At 57.9% G+C, this 16,419-nt stretch carries 22 protein-coding genes and 1 pseudogene; 6 read left to right on the plus strand and 17 right to left on the minus strand.

The window, feature by feature from the left end; translation table 11 throughout:
- Window positions 1–336 precede the first annotated feature (336 nt).
- The 14 genes from AC2FLD_RS10820 to AC2FLD_RS10885 form a co-directional block, all read right to left on the minus strand.
- The gene (locus tag AC2FLD_RS10820) at window positions 337–741 is read right to left on the minus strand and encodes a hypothetical protein (protein WP_496674342.1); all 405 of its coding nucleotides are present in this window, start codon (window positions 739–741) and stop codon (window positions 337–339) included.
- Window positions 741–1,040, minus strand: coding sequence for a hypothetical protein (locus AC2FLD_RS10825; protein WP_496674339.1), 300 nt, complete (start codon window positions 1,038–1,040; stop codon window positions 741–743). Before AC2FLD_RS10825 ends, AC2FLD_RS10820 begins: the two co-directional genes overlap by 1 nt.
- An 11-nt stretch (window positions 1,041–1,051) precedes the next feature.
- On the minus strand, window positions 1,052–2,452 hold the full coding sequence (locus AC2FLD_RS10830; protein WP_496726428.1) for a phage major capsid protein: 1,401 nt from the start codon (window positions 2,450–2,452) through the stop codon (window positions 1,052–1,054).
- Between the two features lie 11 nt (window positions 2,453–2,463).
- Complete coding sequence (locus AC2FLD_RS10835) at window positions 2,464–2,964, minus strand: hypothetical protein (protein WP_496669659.1); 501 nt, start codon at window positions 2,962–2,964, stop codon at window positions 2,464–2,466.
- A complete protein-coding gene (locus AC2FLD_RS10840) occupies window positions 2,964–3,269 on the minus strand; it encodes a hypothetical protein (RefSeq protein WP_496669657.1) in 306 nt (101 codons plus the stop codon). Before AC2FLD_RS10840 ends, AC2FLD_RS10835 begins: the two co-directional genes overlap by 1 nt.
- A complete protein-coding gene (locus AC2FLD_RS10845) occupies window positions 3,266–3,763 on the minus strand; it encodes a hypothetical protein (protein WP_496669656.1) in 498 nt (165 codons plus the stop codon). The genes AC2FLD_RS10840 and AC2FLD_RS10845 overlap by 4 nt, the downstream gene beginning before the upstream one ends.
- Before the next feature lie 271 nt (window positions 3,764–4,034).
- Window positions 4,035–4,655, minus strand: a complete 621-nt coding sequence (locus AC2FLD_RS10850; RefSeq protein WP_496669655.1) for a hypothetical protein — start codon at window positions 4,653–4,655, stop codon at window positions 4,035–4,037.
- The gene (locus AC2FLD_RS10855; protein ID WP_496669653.1) at window positions 4,652–5,461 is read right to left on the minus strand and encodes a hypothetical protein; all 810 of its coding nucleotides are present in this window, start codon (window positions 5,459–5,461) and stop codon (window positions 4,652–4,654) included. Before AC2FLD_RS10855 ends, AC2FLD_RS10850 begins: the two co-directional genes overlap by 4 nt.
- On the minus strand, window positions 5,461–5,766 hold the full coding sequence (locus AC2FLD_RS10860) for a hypothetical protein (protein WP_496669651.1): 306 nt from the start codon (window positions 5,764–5,766) through the stop codon (window positions 5,461–5,463). Before AC2FLD_RS10860 ends, AC2FLD_RS10855 begins: the two co-directional genes overlap by 1 nt.
- A complete protein-coding gene (locus AC2FLD_RS10865; protein ID WP_496669649.1) occupies window positions 5,759–6,319 on the minus strand; it encodes a hypothetical protein in 561 nt (186 codons plus the stop codon). Before AC2FLD_RS10865 ends, AC2FLD_RS10860 begins: the two co-directional genes overlap by 8 nt.
- The gene (locus AC2FLD_RS10870; RefSeq protein WP_496669647.1) at window positions 6,316–8,148 is read right to left on the minus strand and encodes an AICE element replication initiation protein; all 1,833 of its coding nucleotides are present in this window, start codon (window positions 8,146–8,148) and stop codon (window positions 6,316–6,318) included. The genes AC2FLD_RS10865 and AC2FLD_RS10870 overlap by 4 nt, the downstream gene beginning before the upstream one ends.
- Window positions 8,141–8,404 (minus strand): hypothetical protein, encoded by a 264-nt coding sequence (locus AC2FLD_RS10875; RefSeq protein WP_496669645.1) that lies wholly within the window; start codon window positions 8,402–8,404, stop codon window positions 8,141–8,143. The genes AC2FLD_RS10870 and AC2FLD_RS10875 overlap by 8 nt, the downstream gene beginning before the upstream one ends.
- Window positions 8,401–9,279, minus strand: coding sequence for a DUF7146 domain-containing protein (locus tag AC2FLD_RS10880; RefSeq protein WP_496669644.1), 879 nt, complete (start codon window positions 9,277–9,279; stop codon window positions 8,401–8,403). Before AC2FLD_RS10880 ends, AC2FLD_RS10875 begins: the two co-directional genes overlap by 4 nt.
- 68 nt (window positions 9,280–9,347) lie before the next feature.
- The gene (locus AC2FLD_RS10885; protein ID WP_170559149.1) at window positions 9,348–9,563 is read right to left on the minus strand and encodes a hypothetical protein; all 216 of its coding nucleotides are present in this window, start codon (window positions 9,561–9,563) and stop codon (window positions 9,348–9,350) included.
- Between the two features lie 206 nt (window positions 9,564–9,769).
- Here AC2FLD_RS10885 and AC2FLD_RS10890 point away from each other — a divergent pair, with 206 nt between their 5' ends.
- The 3 genes from AC2FLD_RS10890 to AC2FLD_RS10900 are packed head-to-tail and all read left to right on the plus strand — an operon-like array spanning window position 9,770 to window position 10,595.
- The gene (locus tag AC2FLD_RS10890; protein WP_496669642.1) at window positions 9,770–10,234 is read left to right on the plus strand and encodes a hypothetical protein; all 465 of its coding nucleotides are present in this window, start codon (window positions 9,770–9,772) and stop codon (window positions 10,232–10,234) included.
- Window positions 10,231–10,416 (plus strand): hypothetical protein, encoded by a 186-nt coding sequence (locus AC2FLD_RS10895; RefSeq protein WP_496669640.1) that lies wholly within the window; start codon window positions 10,231–10,233, stop codon window positions 10,414–10,416. The genes AC2FLD_RS10890 and AC2FLD_RS10895 overlap by 4 nt, the downstream gene beginning before the upstream one ends.
- The gene (locus AC2FLD_RS10900; protein ID WP_496669638.1) at window positions 10,413–10,595 is read left to right on the plus strand and encodes a hypothetical protein; all 183 of its coding nucleotides are present in this window, start codon (window positions 10,413–10,415) and stop codon (window positions 10,593–10,595) included. Before AC2FLD_RS10895 ends, AC2FLD_RS10900 begins: the two co-directional genes overlap by 4 nt.
- A gap of 71 nt (window positions 10,596–10,666) precedes the next feature.
- Here AC2FLD_RS10900 and AC2FLD_RS10905 read toward each other — a convergent pair whose 3' ends face one another.
- From AC2FLD_RS10905 to AC2FLD_RS10915, 3 genes are all read right to left on the minus strand, one after another.
- A complete protein-coding gene (locus tag AC2FLD_RS10905) occupies window positions 10,667–11,428 on the minus strand; it encodes a hypothetical protein (protein WP_496669636.1) in 762 nt (253 codons plus the stop codon).
- Window positions 11,429–11,585: 157 nt separating this feature from the next.
- Window positions 11,586–12,791, minus strand: coding sequence for a hypothetical protein (locus tag AC2FLD_RS10910; RefSeq protein ID WP_496669635.1), 1,206 nt, complete (start codon window positions 12,789–12,791; stop codon window positions 11,586–11,588).
- 544 nt (window positions 12,792–13,335) lie between these two features.
- Complete coding sequence (locus AC2FLD_RS10915) at window positions 13,336–14,286, minus strand: GlxA family transcriptional regulator (RefSeq protein ID WP_496669633.1); 951 nt, start codon at window positions 14,284–14,286, stop codon at window positions 13,336–13,338.
- Window positions 14,287–14,519: 233 nt separating this feature from the next.
- On the opposite strand from AC2FLD_RS10915, the pseudogene AC2FLD_RS10920 reads away from it, so the two are divergent.
- The 3 genes and pseudogenes from AC2FLD_RS10920 to AC2FLD_RS10930 all read left to right on the plus strand — a co-directional run bounded on the left by AC2FLD_RS10920 (window position 14,520) and on the right by AC2FLD_RS10930 (window position 16,390).
- Window positions 14,520–15,186: pseudogene (locus tag AC2FLD_RS10920) on the plus strand (dihydrodipicolinate synthase family protein).
- 211 nt (window positions 15,187–15,397) lie between these two features.
- On the plus strand, window positions 15,398–15,853 hold the full coding sequence (locus tag AC2FLD_RS10925; protein ID WP_496669631.1) for an aldehyde dehydrogenase family protein: 456 nt from the start codon (window positions 15,398–15,400) through the stop codon (window positions 15,851–15,853).
- Between the two features lie 6 nt (window positions 15,854–15,859).
- Window positions 15,860–16,390: a hypothetical protein gene (locus AC2FLD_RS10930; RefSeq protein WP_496669629.1), complete on the plus strand. Its 531-nt coding sequence runs from the start codon at window positions 15,860–15,862 to the stop codon at window positions 16,388–16,390.
- Window positions 16,391–16,419: the final 29 nt, after the last annotated feature.

Raw genomic sequence — 16,419 nt, forward strand, 5'->3', positions numbered from 1 at the left:
GCTATATAGAAAAGCAACAAAAGTTGCATTTTAATCTATATATTTAAAGGATTCCCAACAATGAATAAATTAATCTATGGCTCACTTGCCATGTGTTATGTCGTGCTGTTTTTATGCCCTGCTTCCAAGATTCCATACCTGCTCATCGCAGCTTTATATGCAATGCACGCTTACCACAGATAAAAAGCGGATCAGCAGCGGCTTTGGTCGAAAGTCGCTGCATCTACACTGAGTTCCCATTGAAGCTACCAAAAATTTCATAATGGGCCGTACCGGCATTGAACTTGACTGCCACACGGGCGGCTTCGCCCCTTGTTGGGTCTGCGGCGTTTCCGGTCAATTCCGCTTTCGCTTTGGGGGCCTTCCCCGGCCCGTGTGGGCGGGGTGTTTCGGGTGACTTGGCGTGTAGAGTTTCAGCGCGTCAGACTTTGCCCTTTCGTCTAGCACCTCGGCAGATCGGCGGCGAATCGCGCCTAGCGTTTCCTTCGTGGTGCTGAATAGGTTCTGCCAAATGATTTGGGTTTCATCGGGCAGGCCAAATTCGGTGATTTGGTGCAGCACGGACTCGGCCAGTGTCAGACCATCGCCCCGGAATAATCGCCCTACCCGGTGCGCGCGTTGGACGCCAAGCCAAACGGCATCCTCTGACGGTTGCCCGGTGCGCATACAGTAATCCGGCGAGACAATCAGAGTCGGAGACTCGGCCACAGGTGCGGGTTTCGGTTTGGTCGGCGTTTCCATCAGATGCGGCCCCCTAGCATTGCCTGAAAGTGTGCGTTCAGGTGTTGCGTGATCGTCTTTCGCGCGGCCTCGGGCGGTTCGATTACCCATTCAACGGCCATGCTTTGCCCCTCTTGTCTGGCCTGACAAATCAGCAAATCCCCGGCGGCTTTGTCAGTGACCATCAGATAGGCGGACCCATCGGCGCGGCCATATCGAAACAGGTAGCCAGCGGGCGACCATCTGGACTCCTTCCAAGCGACGTTAGGCGCATAGTTCGGGCGCGGTTCCGGTGCGGCGGTGGAAAGGTGTTTGCTCATCACTCACCCCCTCACCATGCCGTTCCGGTCATGTACGCAACGCCAGACGCGCGCAGCATTCCCCACGACACAGGCGCGACCACGCGCAGAGCTTGGCAATTCGTCTGGAATGTGGAGCGCGCGACAGCACCAGCGGCGGCGGCATCGTCAATGTGAATTGAGTCACCATCGCCAACAATGGAATCGTCACCCGTACCATAGACCGGGGCCGGGTTTTCATCTGAGGCCAAAACCACAGTTGCAGAGCTTGAAACGTCGATTTGCGGCACCTCTGTTGCCCCGGCAAACTTGTCGGCGTCCACAATCGAAACCACGGAAGACGGGACGTTGTTCGATACGATCAACGGCAGGCTGAAAAGCTCGCCTCGTTCAATCTCATCACGGAAAACAAAACCCTCACCATCGCGGATCATTTGCAGGGCGCGGACGCGCGCCGGGTGCATGATTAGAACCGGGTCGATCATCTTTTGTGCGTCGGCTTGGCCTAACAAATATTTCAGATCATCCATAATGTTTGCCAGCGTTGCCCCGGTGCCTGCTTGGTTTGGCATCCCGAACAAAATGGACTTTGGACGCACGGCGGGGATCTGGTTCTGTTGATCCAACAGCGCCCCATCAATCGCCATACTGACAGCGGACAACAGGCCATATTCAATCACGCGGGCAATGTGTGGAATCGACGTTTCGGCCAGTTCGTTTGAATAAACGCTGATCGCGGCCAGCTTGTTCCGCCAGAACACTTGCGACCCAACAGCACCCGAAACAACGGGGATTGTTCCGCCCTCAGTAACCCACGTTGCGGCCATTGTGTTAGCGGCCATTTGCGGCATTGTGAGGCCATTGTTGCCCTTTCCAAATTCTAGACGCAGACCACGGGCCACAAGCGCGGCGTAAACCGAATTATTCAGGCTTTCAAACCAGATCGGCAGGACGCCAGAATCCACCAATTCGGCCCCAAATCCTGCGGCGGTCGTGGTGCCGGGGTTGGTGGCAGATTTGAACAACAGGCTATTTGCGGCGGTCTTTGTCGCCTCACAGTTCGGGCCTTTCGGCACAAACTTTGCCACCCATTCGGCATGGGTTCCGTAACCCTTCACCCGGCGCATAAACTCAGCGGCGGTCGCGGCCACCAAAGCGGCTTTCGGGTCGGGCAGTTTTGCCAGCGGGTCAACATCTTTCGGCTGATCTGGCGGCAACAGTTTGACGGTTGCTTTTGCATCAAATGGGCGGCTTTCCAGCGCGTCGACTCGGCGTTCCAGCGCGATTTGCGCCTTGGTTAATCCGGCCTTGTCGCGCATTCCTGCGGCCTCAAATTCCAGCGCGGACGAATAGGCGGCATCTGATAGGGCCTTTTTCGCCTTGGCTTCGTTCTGCGGGTCGTGCAGATCGCCTTTCACCAGTGGTTTATTCATGACTTCCCCTTTCAATATTTGCGAGTGTTAACGGCGCGCAGGCGCACCCGTGGTTTTGGCGTTTCGGCCATATTTTTAGGGGACATTCCTAAATCCTGGGTTTGGTTCCGGTTCCGGACAGACCAAAATTCAGCCACCTTGCGCAGCGTCCTTTCGGCGGCGTGGTCGGCCTCGGCCTCGGTGGTCGGCGCGGCCCCTGATTTGGCGTCAAGTTCGGCCTCAATTCGGGCGATTTCTGCGGCCCTTTCGTCGCCTTCCAGACCATCTAGGCGGCGGTCAATGTCGGCTTTCAGGTCGGCCAGCATTGCCTTGCCCGGTGCGGTCAATTTGCCTTCCCAATAGTCGGGCCGTTGCGCGACCAAATCGCCTATTTCGGTGGTGGTCATTCCGGATTTTCGCAAGGCGGTGAACATCTGCCCCGCGTCTGGGTCTTTGGGCTTTGGCAGCACCCGGCGCGGGTGTGGTGGCGAGGTGGCCGCTTTCGATTTCTTAAACGGGTTTACGATTTCCATCAGGCGGACTCCTCTGTTGCTTGGATTTCGGCAATCAATGCCTCTGTACAGGCGAGCAGATCAGCCTTTAGGCGGCGGTTGATCCACTCGGAATCGGCGCGGCACCAATCCCACCATTTCGGGTCGGCAACGGTGCCGTAAAGCAGGCTTGCGCGCAGGCCCATGTCGGCCCCGAAAACCTCGGCAATTCGCCCCGCCAAATAACGCCCATAGGCGATAAACAGCAGCGGTTCGCGGTCCTGATCAGGCCAGACCACAGGGCCACCCGCCAAGCGTTCCAATTGCGCGGCGTTTATCTCGGTCATTGTTTGGCCCCGGCTTTCTGTAGACGTTTCAGCCAATCATCGGCGCGGGCCTCGGGAATGTGCATTTCGTCCGGTGCGGGGGCCTCTTTCGCGCGGGTGTCACGGTCTTTGAACCGGACTCCTAGGTCGCGGAACATCAGGCCAAGGCGGTTCCGGTGGGTATCGGCCACGGCAAAAATCGGGTTCGGTTTCGGCGCACCCGTTGCGGCCATAATGGTAGGGGGCGCGGCCATTAATTCGGCGGTCATTTCGTGCAGCTTTTGGGCACACAAAGCGGCCTGAGTAATCACTGCCAGATCGGCAACGGTCCATTGATCGCGGGACAGCCACAAATTGCGGGCAAAGTTGACGCCCCATTCTGACAGCCCATCGGCCCCCGGCATCGTTTCGATTTCCGGCATGGTCAGCGAACGGTCGGGACGGTTCGCGGCTTCATTGGCGGCGGCGTAACTATCGCTGCGGCTCTTGTGCGGCTTGCGTTGTTTACTTGGCATCGGTGGGCCTCAAAAGTGGGGTTTCAACTCGGATTAGCGATTCACGAAAACTTGGGGACGCGCTTGGCAGCAAAGCCTATAGCCATAACTCTACCCCCCCGTGTTTTGTTGCCACGTCAATCGTCCAAGGGTTAGTATATCGTGGTTGGTCAGTGGGTTGCGTGTATGTGCATCGTATACACATTCGATCACATGATAACGAATCCTTATCATGAGTCGATCTTATCATAACTACTGGCAAACAGAGCGCGCGCATTGCATCGGTCAGGGCCTAGGCCAATGACACAAGGTCAGCATCACTTGGCCTGTAGTGGTGCCATTGCCTGACAAGGTGAGGCAGGGCAGAGGCAGACCACGCAAGCCATTGGTAGCTATGGCGTGGGGACGCGGTGCGGTTCTCTGTCCAGTATGGACGCCAGCACATACGCACGGCCCCCATATAAGCCGGGTGTGACAGCACCCCTTTTCTGCCCTTGGCTAAATCCCAATCACAGCGGCACAGCATCACCAATGAATCGGCCTTTCCTTTGTCGATCCACTCACAGGCCCTTTCGGCCATAAGCCGGGGAAAGTCGGCGCTATATGGCGGGTTCGTGACAATGGTTCGGGCATGGGGAAACAGCACGTCCAGAAAGTCAGTCGGCGCAGCATCAGGCCACCCATAATCCACCAGATCAGAACCCACGATAGAAGCGGCCCCGGCAGCGGTCAGGGCGGGCCACAGGGCGCGCGTTCCTTGGCAGGGTTCCCACACCTCGGCCCCTTCGATCAGGGGCCTTAGTGGGTCGATTGTCAGGGCGTGGGCAAGGTCTGGCGGCGTGGGGTACAGATCGGCGGGCGCACGGTCAAAATTCGACTCGTACATGGCCGGGTCTTTGGCTTTGGCGGTCATGGCTTGGACACCTCACCCGGATTGTATTGCAGGACGGAATCCACCTTGTCGGCCTTGCCCGGTTCAACAGGCTTTTCCCGGCGCGGGCGTTTCTCGTGCAGCTTGGTTTTGCCTTGTGCGTGTTCGTGCATTCTCAGCATTTCACAGGCCAAGGCGCAGCAATCGAAAGAACACAGGGACGAGTGAAACAGGCCACGCAGGACAGCCACGGCGGACTCGAATGACAGGCCAAACACAGGGGCAATTCGGACAGGCCCCGGCGTGTTGGTTTGCATGAAATCCTGATGCGGCCAGCGCAGCGCCACAGCGGCCAGAAACGCCCCATAATCAGCGGACAGGTTCGGCACCCCTTCCCAGACCAGACGGGCGCGGACTAGCTTGGGGTCATGCTCTGCGGTGGACAGGTCACAGGTTGCCCGTTCAATGCGCTTAAGCAGGTTCCGCCAGCTTTCCCCTGGTGCCGGATAGCATCGGCCAAAATCCGGGGTCAGGTCGGCCAGCTTGTCCACCCACACCCGGCCATTGCTCAACCCGGCCCACTCACAGGCACGGACAATCACAGCCGGATCACCTTGCGCCACCTGAATCGCGGTCGCCAGACGGACAGCAAAACGCGGGGCTAGATCGCGGTTCATAATGTGGTCAACGGTCAGGGCGGACGCGGTGTTATGGATCACCGGAACGCGCGGAATGTGGGCCTTTGCCAGATCGGCGGCAAACGGGACCAGCGGGCCGATATATTCAGGCACAGGGGCGCAAGCGGCCTTGGTCGCTAGTGCTAGTTCGTCAAAGGTATATTTCGGCATTATTTGGCACTCCACACGGTTGCGTTGCAGAGGTCACAGGTCACGCCCACAACGGATTGAAAGTTTCGGGATTTGGCTTGGCCGAAAATGGCCCTTTGGCTTGCGTCCATTTCAAATAGGTCGCCTTGGGTCGGATCGTTCCGGGTGTCGCCCATCACAGCGCGCCAGTGATCCGGCAGGCCAAAGACTCGGCGGTCGGGTCCGGTTGTGATGAATGACAAACCGTCCAGTTCGTCGGCGGTAAAACCGTGTGTGTTGTCGGTCGGACATTCACACGTTGCGGTTACTCTGTATCGGTCACGCATTGGCGGATTCCCTCTGTGGCTTGTTGTGAAGGTCGATAATCAGGCGGCTTAAAATCGTGATCCAAGCGCGCACCAGATCGGGCGGCACAGGGCGCAGATTGATCCTGGCAGCGACACGGCGCAGGACGATCAAACGGCCCCGGTGTGTTTCCCTGAAACAGTCGCGCAGCATCGGGCGCGGGTTGCCCTCGGCCCACCCTTTCGGGGTCGGGTAATACGCCCCATCGCGGACGGTCCAGAACGCGCGCCACAGGATGCTAGACGGGCGCAGGCTCGGGCAGGTTTTCAGCGTGCCTTTAAGTGTCGGTAGAAGCTCAGGAATCCGGGGCTTTGAAATCCTGGGTTTGGTTTTGGTGGGCTTAACCCCTTCCAAACGGGCGAGGTTTTCGGCCTGTAGCAGACGCACAAAGGCGGCTTTGTTTTCGCGCAGATAGGCCAAGCCCTCGGGGCGCGGTTCGCGGCCCTCTGGCGGCGTTACCCGGATGCGGTCGCCTTGCAGTTCAAAGGTGAACCCGTTTGACCGGGCGCGGGCCAGGAAATCGGCGGGCGTCATATGTCAAAGGCCCCCTGCCCGTTTTCTTTTTTTTCTGCCCCCCCACTTTGCGCGTGTGACGCGTCATCTACGTCACTGGCGTCACCCTCGGGGGTTCTTTGTGACGGGTGTGACAGGTGTGACGCGTCACCAGCCCAGACCGGGGGCCGGGAAAAATAAAATTTTATGGTGCGGCTACCCGTTCCACCTTCCCGGTTAAATTCGACAGTCACCCCCGCACCCCTCAGCACAGGTTCGGCGCGTCGGATGCGGTTGCTAAGGACGTTTGGCAGGCTCGGCCAAGCCTTCGATTGAATGACCGAGTCCGGGGTCAGGCGGGCCAGTGTCGCTAATAGGTCGGTTGCAGACCCTTCCCACTCGCCCGGTTGATCCCCGCCAAGGGAAATCACGGCCTCGGCCACGGGGTCGGCTTCGATCAATTCCCAATTGCCCAGATCAAGCGATTCATTGAATGCCTGATAGAAGGTGCCAAACGGTTGAAACGCAGTTTCGCAGGCTTCCACCCACAGCGTTACATCGGCCAGCCGGGGCAGGTTTCGATTTAACCGGGCGACCTTTTCAGCGTTTGCCATACCCTCGGCCAAGGCTTCCAGAATGGCCCCGAATATCACCGGACGGACCTTTCCAAACTCGGCCCAAACCCGGCCCCGGATTTTTCGGTTTTCGTCGGGAATGTGGGCCAGCCTTACCCGGATCAATCTTGACGCCAAATCGGCGCGGGTGACGTGTTGCGTGATCCCGTTCAACAATATGGGCCGCTCGGCCTCTAAAATCGTTTCCCCGTCATTGGTGTAAAGCTCGCGCTTGGACAGGCCCCCGCCAGAGGTCAGGCGGCACAGGTTATCGGACATTTCGGCAGACATGCCCGACACGTTGTCAAAGCCCATCACAAGGGACGATTGCGCCATGATGAACAGCGACTCATCGGTCATGTGGATATTGCGCAGCGGGGCCTTTGTCGGGTCGGTCAGGGCCTTAATGATTTCGCAGGCGGTGGACTTGCTAGAACCGTGTTCGCCTAGCATCTGCAAAACCGCATACGGCCCCCGGCCCATAAAGGCGGACAGGATGAATCCGACAATCAGCGTAAAGTCAGATTCAGCGGCCACGTTCAGGAACGGTTTTAGCCGCGTTATGTCGCCCCCGATTTCGGGCATTGGCAACGGGCGTTGAGACTTGGAACGGCGGAACCTGACAGGCGGTTCCGGGTCGATTTCCCACCCGGTCGCAGTCACCCGGATAGCGGACCAATCGGGCCAAGTTGGATCAATATAAAGCGCGTCAGGCAGGCGGGCGGTTCGGGTGTAGACTTCCCTGCGTTCTCCCCCTTCAATCGCCATTGCCTCGGCATCAGCGGCGGCGGCGTTCAGCGCGTCAGGCGGTGCCGGGTATTCCGTCACCTTTTTAAATTCGGTGCGGAGCCAATGCCGGAAATTCTTGGACAAAACGGCGTGTGTTTCCCGGTGGCCCAATCGCCAAACATCGGCAAAGGCTTCGTTGTCCTGATCCACATACAGGGACGCGGACTCGGCTATGATTTCGGACATGACGCGGGCGGCGGAATCCTCATCCTGCGCGCTTCCCCCGGTGGCCTGTTTCAAGGCATCATCCAGCCGGGTTAACGCCACCTTTGCCTTGCTCTTGAGGTCGGCGCGCAGGCGCTCAAATGCCGCGCGGTCGGTGGCTTCCAGTTCGGCCAGAGCGTCCAGCGTTTCCGGTTCATAGATCGCCCCGGCGTCCAGTCTACAGCGGTCAATCAGCCCTTTTAGGGGGTCGATTTCCTCTTTAGGTTTAGGTGGTTGTGGGCCCAGGGTTTGCTTTTTACTCATAGCAACCAGCCCCCCAACGGCCACGCTTTGCAGTCTTTGCCAGCCACGCGGCACGGATACCGCCAACACGGGACATGAAACGGCAGAACAGAATCCACGCTTGCGGGTGGTGGGTTCGGAAGTGTTGAAGGTGTGCGGGTGCGTCTGGCGTTTGCAGTTCGTCCAGCGCATAGGACCAGTTATCAGCGGCCACCAAGCCCCGGCATTGGTCGATAAATTCAACAGATCGGGCGGGCGTTGTTTCCGGCAGTTTCATGCGGCGGACTCCTCTTGCAGAATGTCGTTGAAATCTTTTCCTTGGCCGGGGTCGTGTGACAGGACGTGCAGAGCGTCACGGGCCAATCGGCCAGCCAATCGGCGGGCGGCTTTGCGCCCCGGTTCGTCACCATCCAGAAACAGGCGGACGGTTCGCACATCGGGCGGCGGTTCAAAGGCCAGCAGGCCCTTTGTTCCGAGTGTCGCCCAACAGGTCAGGCCATAGAGTTGAGTCACGCTCAGGGCGGACTCGATCCCCTCAGCTATCGCCAGTTCGGGAGTCGGCGCACCCAGACGCACCACACCCCCGGAAATTGGGCCGTGTGCAGCCTTTGCGGGGTCGCGGGTGGTCTTACCCCCGACCAGTGTCAAAAAGGTTCTGTGAACGCCCAGAAATCGCCCGTCCTGCGCGTAATCGACACGGGCCACCATCGCGGGCAGCGCCACCCCATCCGGGTGCATCGTGTTCGGTCGATAGCCCAAGGTCACGGGCCACGGTCCAGACAGGCCCCGGCCTTTTAGGTATCGGTCGGCGTGGTCGTTTTCGACAATGCGGCGGGACGTGTGCCAGAGGCGCGCGGCGGCGTCGATCCGTTCCAGATCATCGGCCCCGGTCGGAAAGTCTGGCACAGGGTCCACCCACCCGGAACGGCCACCCCTCGCCCACTTGATCCGGCCCAGATCGGACAGGGCTTTCCTGATCGCCTTTTGTGTGCATTCGGCGTGACAGCAGGTCAGAATGCCACCCCCCGGCGCGTCGGTGAAAGTGAAAGACGCGCGGCGGTCATTGTGTGCGGGACAGGGTGCCGAATAGCCCCGGCCTGATCGCTTGGAACGGGGCAGGACGCGGGCAAGTTCGGCGGCGGTGCAGATCATCAGACAGACTCCGAGTGTGTCCCGGCACGGGCCAGGTTGAGGGTTTCAGGTTGTCGGAGGGTCGGCGGTTAAGCCGATTTGGTCAGGGCGGACTTACTCAGGTCGATTTCACCCGCGCTTACGCGGTCAACCCATTCTTGCCAAACATCATCCCGCACCATGCGGTTGCGGCCAAGTTGGAAGGTTTCAGGGCCTTGCCCGGATTTCAGAATTTCGGCGGTTTTGGTCGGGCCTAGGCCAAGGTCATTTTCAAACCGTGCGTATACCCTTTGAGCTTTTGACATTTCGTAACATCCTTTAGAGGGTCGCGCCTTTTGCGGCGTGTTTTAATCAAAGATAATCTCGCGATAACCGCCTAGCCAAGCGAATTTTTTCCCAAAATAAAAAGTAAAACCCTATATTTCTTTGGGGTTTTCTCGCTGTTTTACGTTGCCTTTCGTATCGTTTCGCGGCTAGATTGATTTCGCTTTGACAACCAAAGGGGAAAACAATGTCAGATCAACCTGACGTAACCAGCGCGGCAGGGTTAAAGACCGTTGCGATTGCCGAATCGGAACGGTCTGCAGCACTCAGGGACAAAGCCGAGTCGGTGGTCCGTATGTGTGAAGCGGCCTATAACGCGGCCTTGAAACTGGACGGGCCAGAACGTGACGCGGCTAAAACTGAGGTGATCCGGAATCTATTCACCTCAGCCACACTCTACAGGGCAGCGGCGACAGCGCAGGAAAGCGCGATTCACCTGATCTTTGCCAGTGACAAGGCGGCGGACTTCGAAGCCGGGAAAGAACCGGAACCAATGGACGCGGGCAAGATCACGGCGCAGACCGTTGACGATGCGCGGGCATTGCTCACTCAGCGCGACGGGAAAGAACCGACACAACGCCAGATCGCGGAATTTCTCGGGTGCAGTCAGGCTTACGTTTCCAAGATCACCAGCAAGGGAAAGGCGGCATGAACACCACAGAACAGACAGACGCAAAAGTGATTCATGTGACCTTGCTTGGTCTGTTGAACGATCTGCACAAGGCGCACATCGCCCTAGGGAAACAAGGTCACGAAACCCAATCAATGAAAACGGCCAAAGCCTTGATTGCCTATAACCGGGCCAAAGCGGCAGAACAGGGGGAATTCATATGACCAGACCACGAAAGGCAGCGCGCAAACCACGGGCGCGCTACACCATCAAAACCGAAACATACGCGGGCTCGGTTAAGGTCCAGACCTTTACCGATTTCGGCGCGTGGCTTGCAGCCATCACAAACTCGGACCTGCGGGACGATCTGCAAAAGGTCGAAGCCCTCAAACTGGCGACCTAACACAGGCCCAGGCCGAATTCGCAAGAATAAGGGGCCTTGCGGCCCCCTTCAGCTTAAGCAGCCGATACAGGCTAATCCCCCAGTTTCAGTTCTCTACCCTCCACCGGCAAAGTTTTGTCAGGGTTTGGACATTCTGGAACCAGAGACGGACTGTCATGCAAATCGTACGCCCAACTCAATTCGAGTGACGCACGTGCGTAGGTATTATTCCCCAGTTTCAAACGAAGTGCCAAAGCGCGGTAAGGCTTTGCGCCACCAGCTCCACCCCAAAACTCCATCCCGTCCAAGTAGTCCTTGAAACAGTGCCTTTGGACGTCCCGAAAACAATTCGAGGCCTTCCAGAGTGGCATAGAACCGTAATAACTCACCTCTGAACAATTCTCACTCTCCGCCCAATCATTATTAACCGGCACCATGAAAACCTCGTCGAAAAGATAAGCTTCACCTGCTGAAATGGCACGTGCGGCTTTGTCATTGGGGAAATCAAAGCCCAAGTCCTCCGGGATCTCTCCATATGGAGTTTCGAACACATAGGTATAGTCTTCGTAACCCTCATAAATGGCTGTCGCTTCAAAGGACTTTATTGAGATCGTTTGATCGTCAAGATTACTGAAGTCGCACCGCGTACGAATTCCAATGAAGTCGTGATATTGCCCGTGGCCGGGGATCAAAACCGCTTCTGAGTCGGGAGTAACTTCAGTGCATGTGAAGTCGAACGCGTAGTTTTGACTCTTAAAAAGCGTTAAATACGCAGGTATTACAGCAGCGATCGCGATCAGCAATCCAATCGAACCTACCGGTTCACTGGTGAACTTCTTCCGTATCTCATTCATGGACTATTTTGGCTCCGAGTTTGGTCTATCGGCGGCAGTCAAGGCCAATCGTAATCCTTTAACCATTGGAACCTTGATCGCGCGCCAACCCACTGAATCCTTTACTGATTACAAATCGACTTTACCACCCAGATCATCCGAAAATCTGATTAAGCCGTCAAAGTCCCGGCCCCGGCCCTATCCCGGTCTGGCGGCGGAAATAATGCCTACCGATAATCTCAGGCGAGGAGTCCGCACACTGTGCAATCGTCAGCACGTCCAGACCGCCCCCACCCTGCGCCAAGGGCAGCGCGGCCCAACTAATCCCCGAATGTCTCAGCGAATAGAAGGTCAGGCCCTCGGGGTCGATCCCGGCAGCGTCCAGCGCGCGGGGGAATCTATACCTCTGGAAATCCTCGGACCATCGCGCCCCGGTCTCATCGGTCAGGATCGGCGCATTGCGCGGGCGTCCATCGGTCAGTTCGATCAACAGCGCGGCCACCTCATCGAAAAGCTCAATCTCAATAGCGCCACGCTTACGGCTATTCTTGCCATAGCGCAGACGCAGGAAACAGCGACCGTCGCGCGAATAGAAGTCGCGGCAATCGGCCATCATCAGGGCGCGGGGTCGCTGCATGGTCAGGAACATCACCCGGCAGAACGTCGCAAACTCAGGACTGACAAACTCAGCAGCGGATTCGAGAAACAGGCGCATATCATCCAAACCCAAAGCGCGGCCCCCGAGTCCCTCTGCGGCGTCGGTCTGATCGGCGCGGGCCAGATTGACCACGGTGGACGAATGGGCACGGGCGTCCTGCCAAGCGCGCGGCCCCTGATACCCGGCAGCGTCGGCCCCTGCGGTCAGCATTGCCTTGGCGGCGGCGAGGTCACGATTCCCGGTTGCGGCGGCACGGACTGCGCCACGGTCGGCGGGACGGTCACGGAACCGAGTCAGGTCGGCAGCAGTCACATCGGACAGGCGCGCACCCTCACCCAGAAACGCGGCCAAGCGGTCAGCATGGGATTGCCACCCGGCGCGCGTCTTAGACGCAGCACGGGGATTGTCAGCGGCCTTACCAGCCACCCACGAGTCGACAGCCTGACGGACAGTCGGAGTCGGATCATGGGAAGGAACAACGGCACCAGCGGCCCAAGCTCGGGCAGCGTCGGACGCCTCGGCATAGGACAGGGACGACTCGGCACCAATGGTTGCGGTCAGCCACTTAGGGCGACCAACGGGATTAGCGACACGGGCGGTCCAGCGGCCACCCTTGGCCCCCACATACAGGCCAAGCGAAACACCATCGCCAAGGCGCACATAATACGGCTCACGACGCGGGGCCAAACTGGCACGGGCGCGGGCCGAAACGAGACTGACGGACATTATAAAATCCCTATTCATCCGGAAAATTTCCGGACTTTTTCCGGACTTTTGCAGCGAAACGCCCCGAATATCGGCGGGGCCTTACGGTCGGAGATAGAGATCAAACTCCTTATTTACAAGGGCTAAACGGCATTTTGCGAAACTAGGGAAAATCAGTGCCTACCCCTTGGTAAGGGAGAGGTCGAGAGTTCAATTCTCTCCAGCAGCACCATCCCCCACAAAACAATGTCCGAAACAGTAGTGAACGCTCCGATTTACGGGCATTTCTGCTGTTTCGCAGCCCTCCATCTGAAGTCCTACGCGACGAATTGAGGCAAAGATTAAGGAATAAGGGCATAAGAAACTCATGTATGACAAGTTCTCGTAATACTTATGCCAATTTCCATATCTATTGATGCATCATTCTGCCGATCTGTTGACTAGTCCAGTTTTAATGAGGGGGTATCTCGGCAGGGTTAGGGGGATGCCCGTTCAGGTTCACCGAGGACCACAAAGCGCGGCATCCCCTGCCGTATTGGATACCGAAATTATCTTTCACAAAGACTTAGTCGATCTTGTTGCGCTGCGCATGAGGGGTGACACCAAAGCTGGATCGGTACACGCGCGAAAAGTGGCCCGGGTTTTCGAAACCGCACGCGATGGCGATCTCGGTGACCGAAGCCTCGGTTTGCAGCAGCAACTTCTGGGCGCGCTCCAGCCGCATTTCCATAAAGTACTTCTTGGGAGAGGTGTTCAGGTACTTGCCAAACAGCCGCTCAAGCTGTCGGGTGGAAATGCCAAGCTCTTCTGCGATGAACGACGGCGAGACCGGAGTTTCGATACTGTCCTGCATGATGTTGATCGCTTTGGCGAGGTGCGCGTTGCGCATCCCGTTGCGTGATTGCAGCGAAACCCGCTGCTTCGCCGTTGCATTTCGTACCGCGTTATAGACCATCTGATCGGCCACATCGATCGCCAGCTCTTCGCCATGATCGCGCTCGATAAGGTGCAGCATCAGGTCTGCTGTCGCAGTACCACCAGACGCAGTAATGTGCTTTTCGTCTGCCACAAACACGCTGCGGACCAGATTGACCTCGGGAAACGCCTCCATGAAGGCGTCGTGGTACTCCCAGTGGATCGCAGCCTGCATTCCGCCCAGAAAGCCGGCCTCGGCCAATACCCAGGCACCCGAACACAGGGCCCCGATGGGCGTGCCACGGGCGCGTTCGCGTCGCAGGGTTGCCAATAGGGGTCGGGTCACGTGCTTACGCATGTGAATACCCGACAGCACAAATAGCTGATCGCATTTGGTCAGGTTTTCCAGCCCGGAATGCACCAACGTGACTGATCCATTGGAACAAACTGCCTGTTCACCGTGCCCGGACACGAAGTTCCAACTGTAAAGTTCTTCCCCGCTGACGAGGTTTGCAATCCGCAATGGCTCGACCGCGCAGGAGAACGCGAGGTGCGAGAACTCCTCGACCAGGACAAATGTGATGCGCCGCGTCTTTGGCATGAGCTTTCCCGTTTTGATCTTGGGGCAGCGCCCGAAGGTGAGTCTATTTTGCGGGGCCCATGCTGCACGGATTTTTTCTGTATAAAAGTTATATTTTCTTAGGATACATAACGGCGACCGCACGCGAATCGAACGCCATGCAGAAGGGACGAGTTCTGGGCATGAAAGACGAAGCCAAATCGCGCAAGGACGCATTACGAGAGCATCTGAAAACATCCATCCTGACGTGACGATTGCAGCCAGGTACGGATCTGGACGAGGCGCATTTGTCCGATGAGTTTGGCCTGTCGCGCACCCCGCTGCGCGAGGTGTTCCGGCAATTGGCAGGGGAAGGCTATCTTGATCTGCGCACAAACCGCAGCGCCCGCGAATCCGAGATGTCTCATACCACGCTGCGCGACTTCTTCCTTGCCGCACCAATGGTGTACGGGGCGATCCTGCGTCTGGGCGCGCGTGAGATCGGTGCAGATGTGATCCTGCTGGCCAGCCCGCCCTATTCGGTACCAACCGACCGGGAAAACGCGTTGAACGCGCTGGCCACCGACAAGGCCGCTGATCTTCCGGTGGTGCTGTACAATTATCCGCACCGCACCGGCACAATGATGGGCAGGGAATTCCTTGACCGCGTGGGCCGCTGCCGGAACTTCTGCGGCATCAAGGAAAGCTCGGGCGACATCAACCGGATCCATCTGCTGGCCCGCGATGTTGCCGCTGATGCGGGTGTTGGAACAGGGTGGCAAGTTCATCTAGACCATCAAACACGGCGTCACCATGAACGGGATCGACGCGGGCGCGATGCGGCCCCCGCTGAAGGGTCTGACCAAAGACGACAAGCGTGCGCTGGAACAGGTAACGCGCGTGCTGAAGAAGACAATCGCTGACATCGTGGCTGAAGGGTAAGAGACATAAATCTGCTGACACAGGACGAAGACAAATCCATCGCCGCAGGCCTGACCCTGCCGACCGGGGCTTTCATCGACGGCGCATTCCGCCCTGCGATCTCAGGCGAGACCTTTGAGACAGTGAACCCAGCCACTGGCGGCGGGGTGTTCGGCCTCGCCCCTTCTGATTGTGCATAAGGACGTCAAAGCGGACCTGTTGGAGCGCGTTGGTGAGCGAAGGCCACTATAACAAGGTTTGCGGTTATCTGGATCAGGCTGAGACAGTGGTGATCGGTGGCAAGGCCAATAAAGGCTTTGTTGAGGCCACAGTCGTTGAAGTGTCCGGCAACGACGCGACCCTGGCGCGGGAAGGGATCTTTGGCCCGGTCCTGTCGGTGATTGAAGCGTCGGGTTTTGACAAGGCCATCAAGATCGCCAATGACACCGAATACGGCCTGTGCGCCTCGATCTTCACCGCCAATGCCATTCGTGGCGCGCGGGCGATCCGGGCAGGTACCGTCACGGTCAACTGCTTTGGCAAGGGCGACATCTCCACACCCTTCGGCGGCTATAAGCAGTCGGGCTATGGCGGTCGTGACAACTCGGTCCACGCGCATGATCAGTACATCCAGCTAAAAATCATCTGGATCGATCTGGCCGATGATGCGGACGAGGCAGTCGAATGACGCGATTTGAACCGAATAGCCATCGCCTTTGCGACCGAGGTGGCCGCAGACTGCGCCCTGCCCCAGGAAATGTTCGACCCCTGCGACAAATACAATGCCGCCGCGACCAAAGCGGGCGATGCGCATAATCGCGCCTTTGCCGAGCATCTGACCAAACTGCGCGCAGGCTGGGTGGTTCACACGGGCAAGGCTAAGGTCAACACCGGACGGATTATTCTGGCCAACAATGGCCATCTGGAAAGCTTAGGTTTTCTTCAGCGACAGCTTATGCACATCTGCCTCTACACCTCGATCTCGGCACCGTTGACCGAGGCGCAAATCAAGACCCTGGGCGAGCAATCGCGCTGGTCGGTGATACCGGCGGATCCGATGGGCACATCGGTGCGACGCATTTCCGGCAGCTATGGGCATCGCAGAACTGGTACTGCAATGTGGCTCAGAGATTGCGAAACACTTTCCGGCGCGGCCCGACCTTCAGCGCCTACCGTCCGAGCCATTCGCCTCGCTTCGCGCGAACAATTATCTGATCTGGAATGAAGGGCGATCCGGAAAAGAGTGACAAATGG

It is taken from the genome of Ruegeria sp. CDSA021, from assembly GCF_059612325.1.

Bases quoted from the DNA above. Each gene is read 5' to 3' on its own strand.
- AC2FLD_RS10840 (WP_496669657.1), bottom strand. From the start codon at position 3,269: ATGACCGAGATAAACGCCGCGCAATTGGAACGCTTGGCGGGTGGCCCT.
- AC2FLD_RS10825 (WP_496674339.1), bottom strand. From the start codon at position 1,040: ATGAGCAAACACCTTTCCACCGCCGCACCGGAACCGCGCCCGAACTAT.
- AC2FLD_RS10850 (WP_496669655.1), bottom strand. From the start codon at position 4,655: ATGACCGCCAAAGCCAAAGACCCGGCCATGTACGAGTCGAATTTTGAC.
- AC2FLD_RS10855 (WP_496669653.1), bottom strand. From the start codon at position 5,461: ATGCCGAAATATACCTTTGACGAACTAGCACTAGCGACCAAGGCCGCT.
- AC2FLD_RS10845 (WP_496669656.1), bottom strand. From the start codon at position 3,763: ATGCCAAGTAAACAACGCAAGCCGCACAAGAGCCGCAGCGATAGTTAC.
- AC2FLD_RS10830 (WP_496726428.1), bottom strand. From the start codon at position 2,452: ATGAATAAACCACTGGTGAAAGGCGATCTGCACGACCCGCAGAACGAA.
- AC2FLD_RS10860 (WP_496669651.1), bottom strand. From the start codon at position 5,766: ATGCGTGACCGATACAGAGTAACCGCAACGTGTGAATGTCCGACCGAC.
- AC2FLD_RS10900 (WP_496669638.1), top strand. From the start codon at position 10,413: ATGACCAGACCACGAAAGGCAGCGCGCAAACCACGGGCGCGCTACACC.
- AC2FLD_RS10890 (WP_496669642.1), top strand. From the start codon at position 9,770: ATGTCAGATCAACCTGACGTAACCAGCGCGGCAGGGTTAAAGACCGTT.
- AC2FLD_RS10880 (WP_496669644.1), bottom strand. From the start codon at position 9,279: ATGATCTGCACCGCCGCCGAACTTGCCCGCGTCCTGCCCCGTTCCAAG.
- AC2FLD_RS10915 (WP_496669633.1), bottom strand. From the start codon at position 14,286: ATGCCAAAGACGCGGCGCATCACATTTGTCCTGGTCGAGGAGTTCTCG.
- AC2FLD_RS10875 (WP_496669645.1), bottom strand. From the start codon at position 8,404: ATGAAACTGCCGGAAACAACGCCCGCCCGATCTGTTGAATTTATCGAC.
- AC2FLD_RS10835 (WP_496669659.1), bottom strand. From the start codon at position 2,964: ATGGAAATCGTAAACCCGTTTAAGAAATCGAAAGCGGCCACCTCGCCA.
- AC2FLD_RS10905 (WP_496669636.1), bottom strand. From the start codon at position 11,428: ATGAATGAGATACGGAAGAAGTTCACCAGTGAACCGGTAGGTTCGATT.
- AC2FLD_RS10895 (WP_496669640.1), top strand. From the start codon at position 10,231: ATGAACACCACAGAACAGACAGACGCAAAAGTGATTCATGTGACCTTG.
- AC2FLD_RS10870 (WP_496669647.1), bottom strand. From the start codon at position 8,148: ATGAGTAAAAAGCAAACCCTGGGCCCACAACCACCTAAACCTAAAGAG.
- AC2FLD_RS10820 (WP_496674342.1), bottom strand. From the start codon at position 741: ATGGAAACGCCGACCAAACCGAAACCCGCACCTGTGGCCGAGTCTCCG.
- AC2FLD_RS10865 (WP_496669649.1), bottom strand. From the start codon at position 6,319: ATGACGCCCGCCGATTTCCTGGCCCGCGCCCGGTCAAACGGGTTCACC.
- AC2FLD_RS10885 (WP_170559149.1), bottom strand. From the start codon at position 9,563: ATGTCAAAAGCTCAAAGGGTATACGCACGGTTTGAAAATGACCTTGGC.
- AC2FLD_RS10910 (WP_496669635.1), bottom strand. From the start codon at position 12,791: ATGTCCGTCAGTCTCGTTTCGGCCCGCGCCCGTGCCAGTTTGGCCCCG.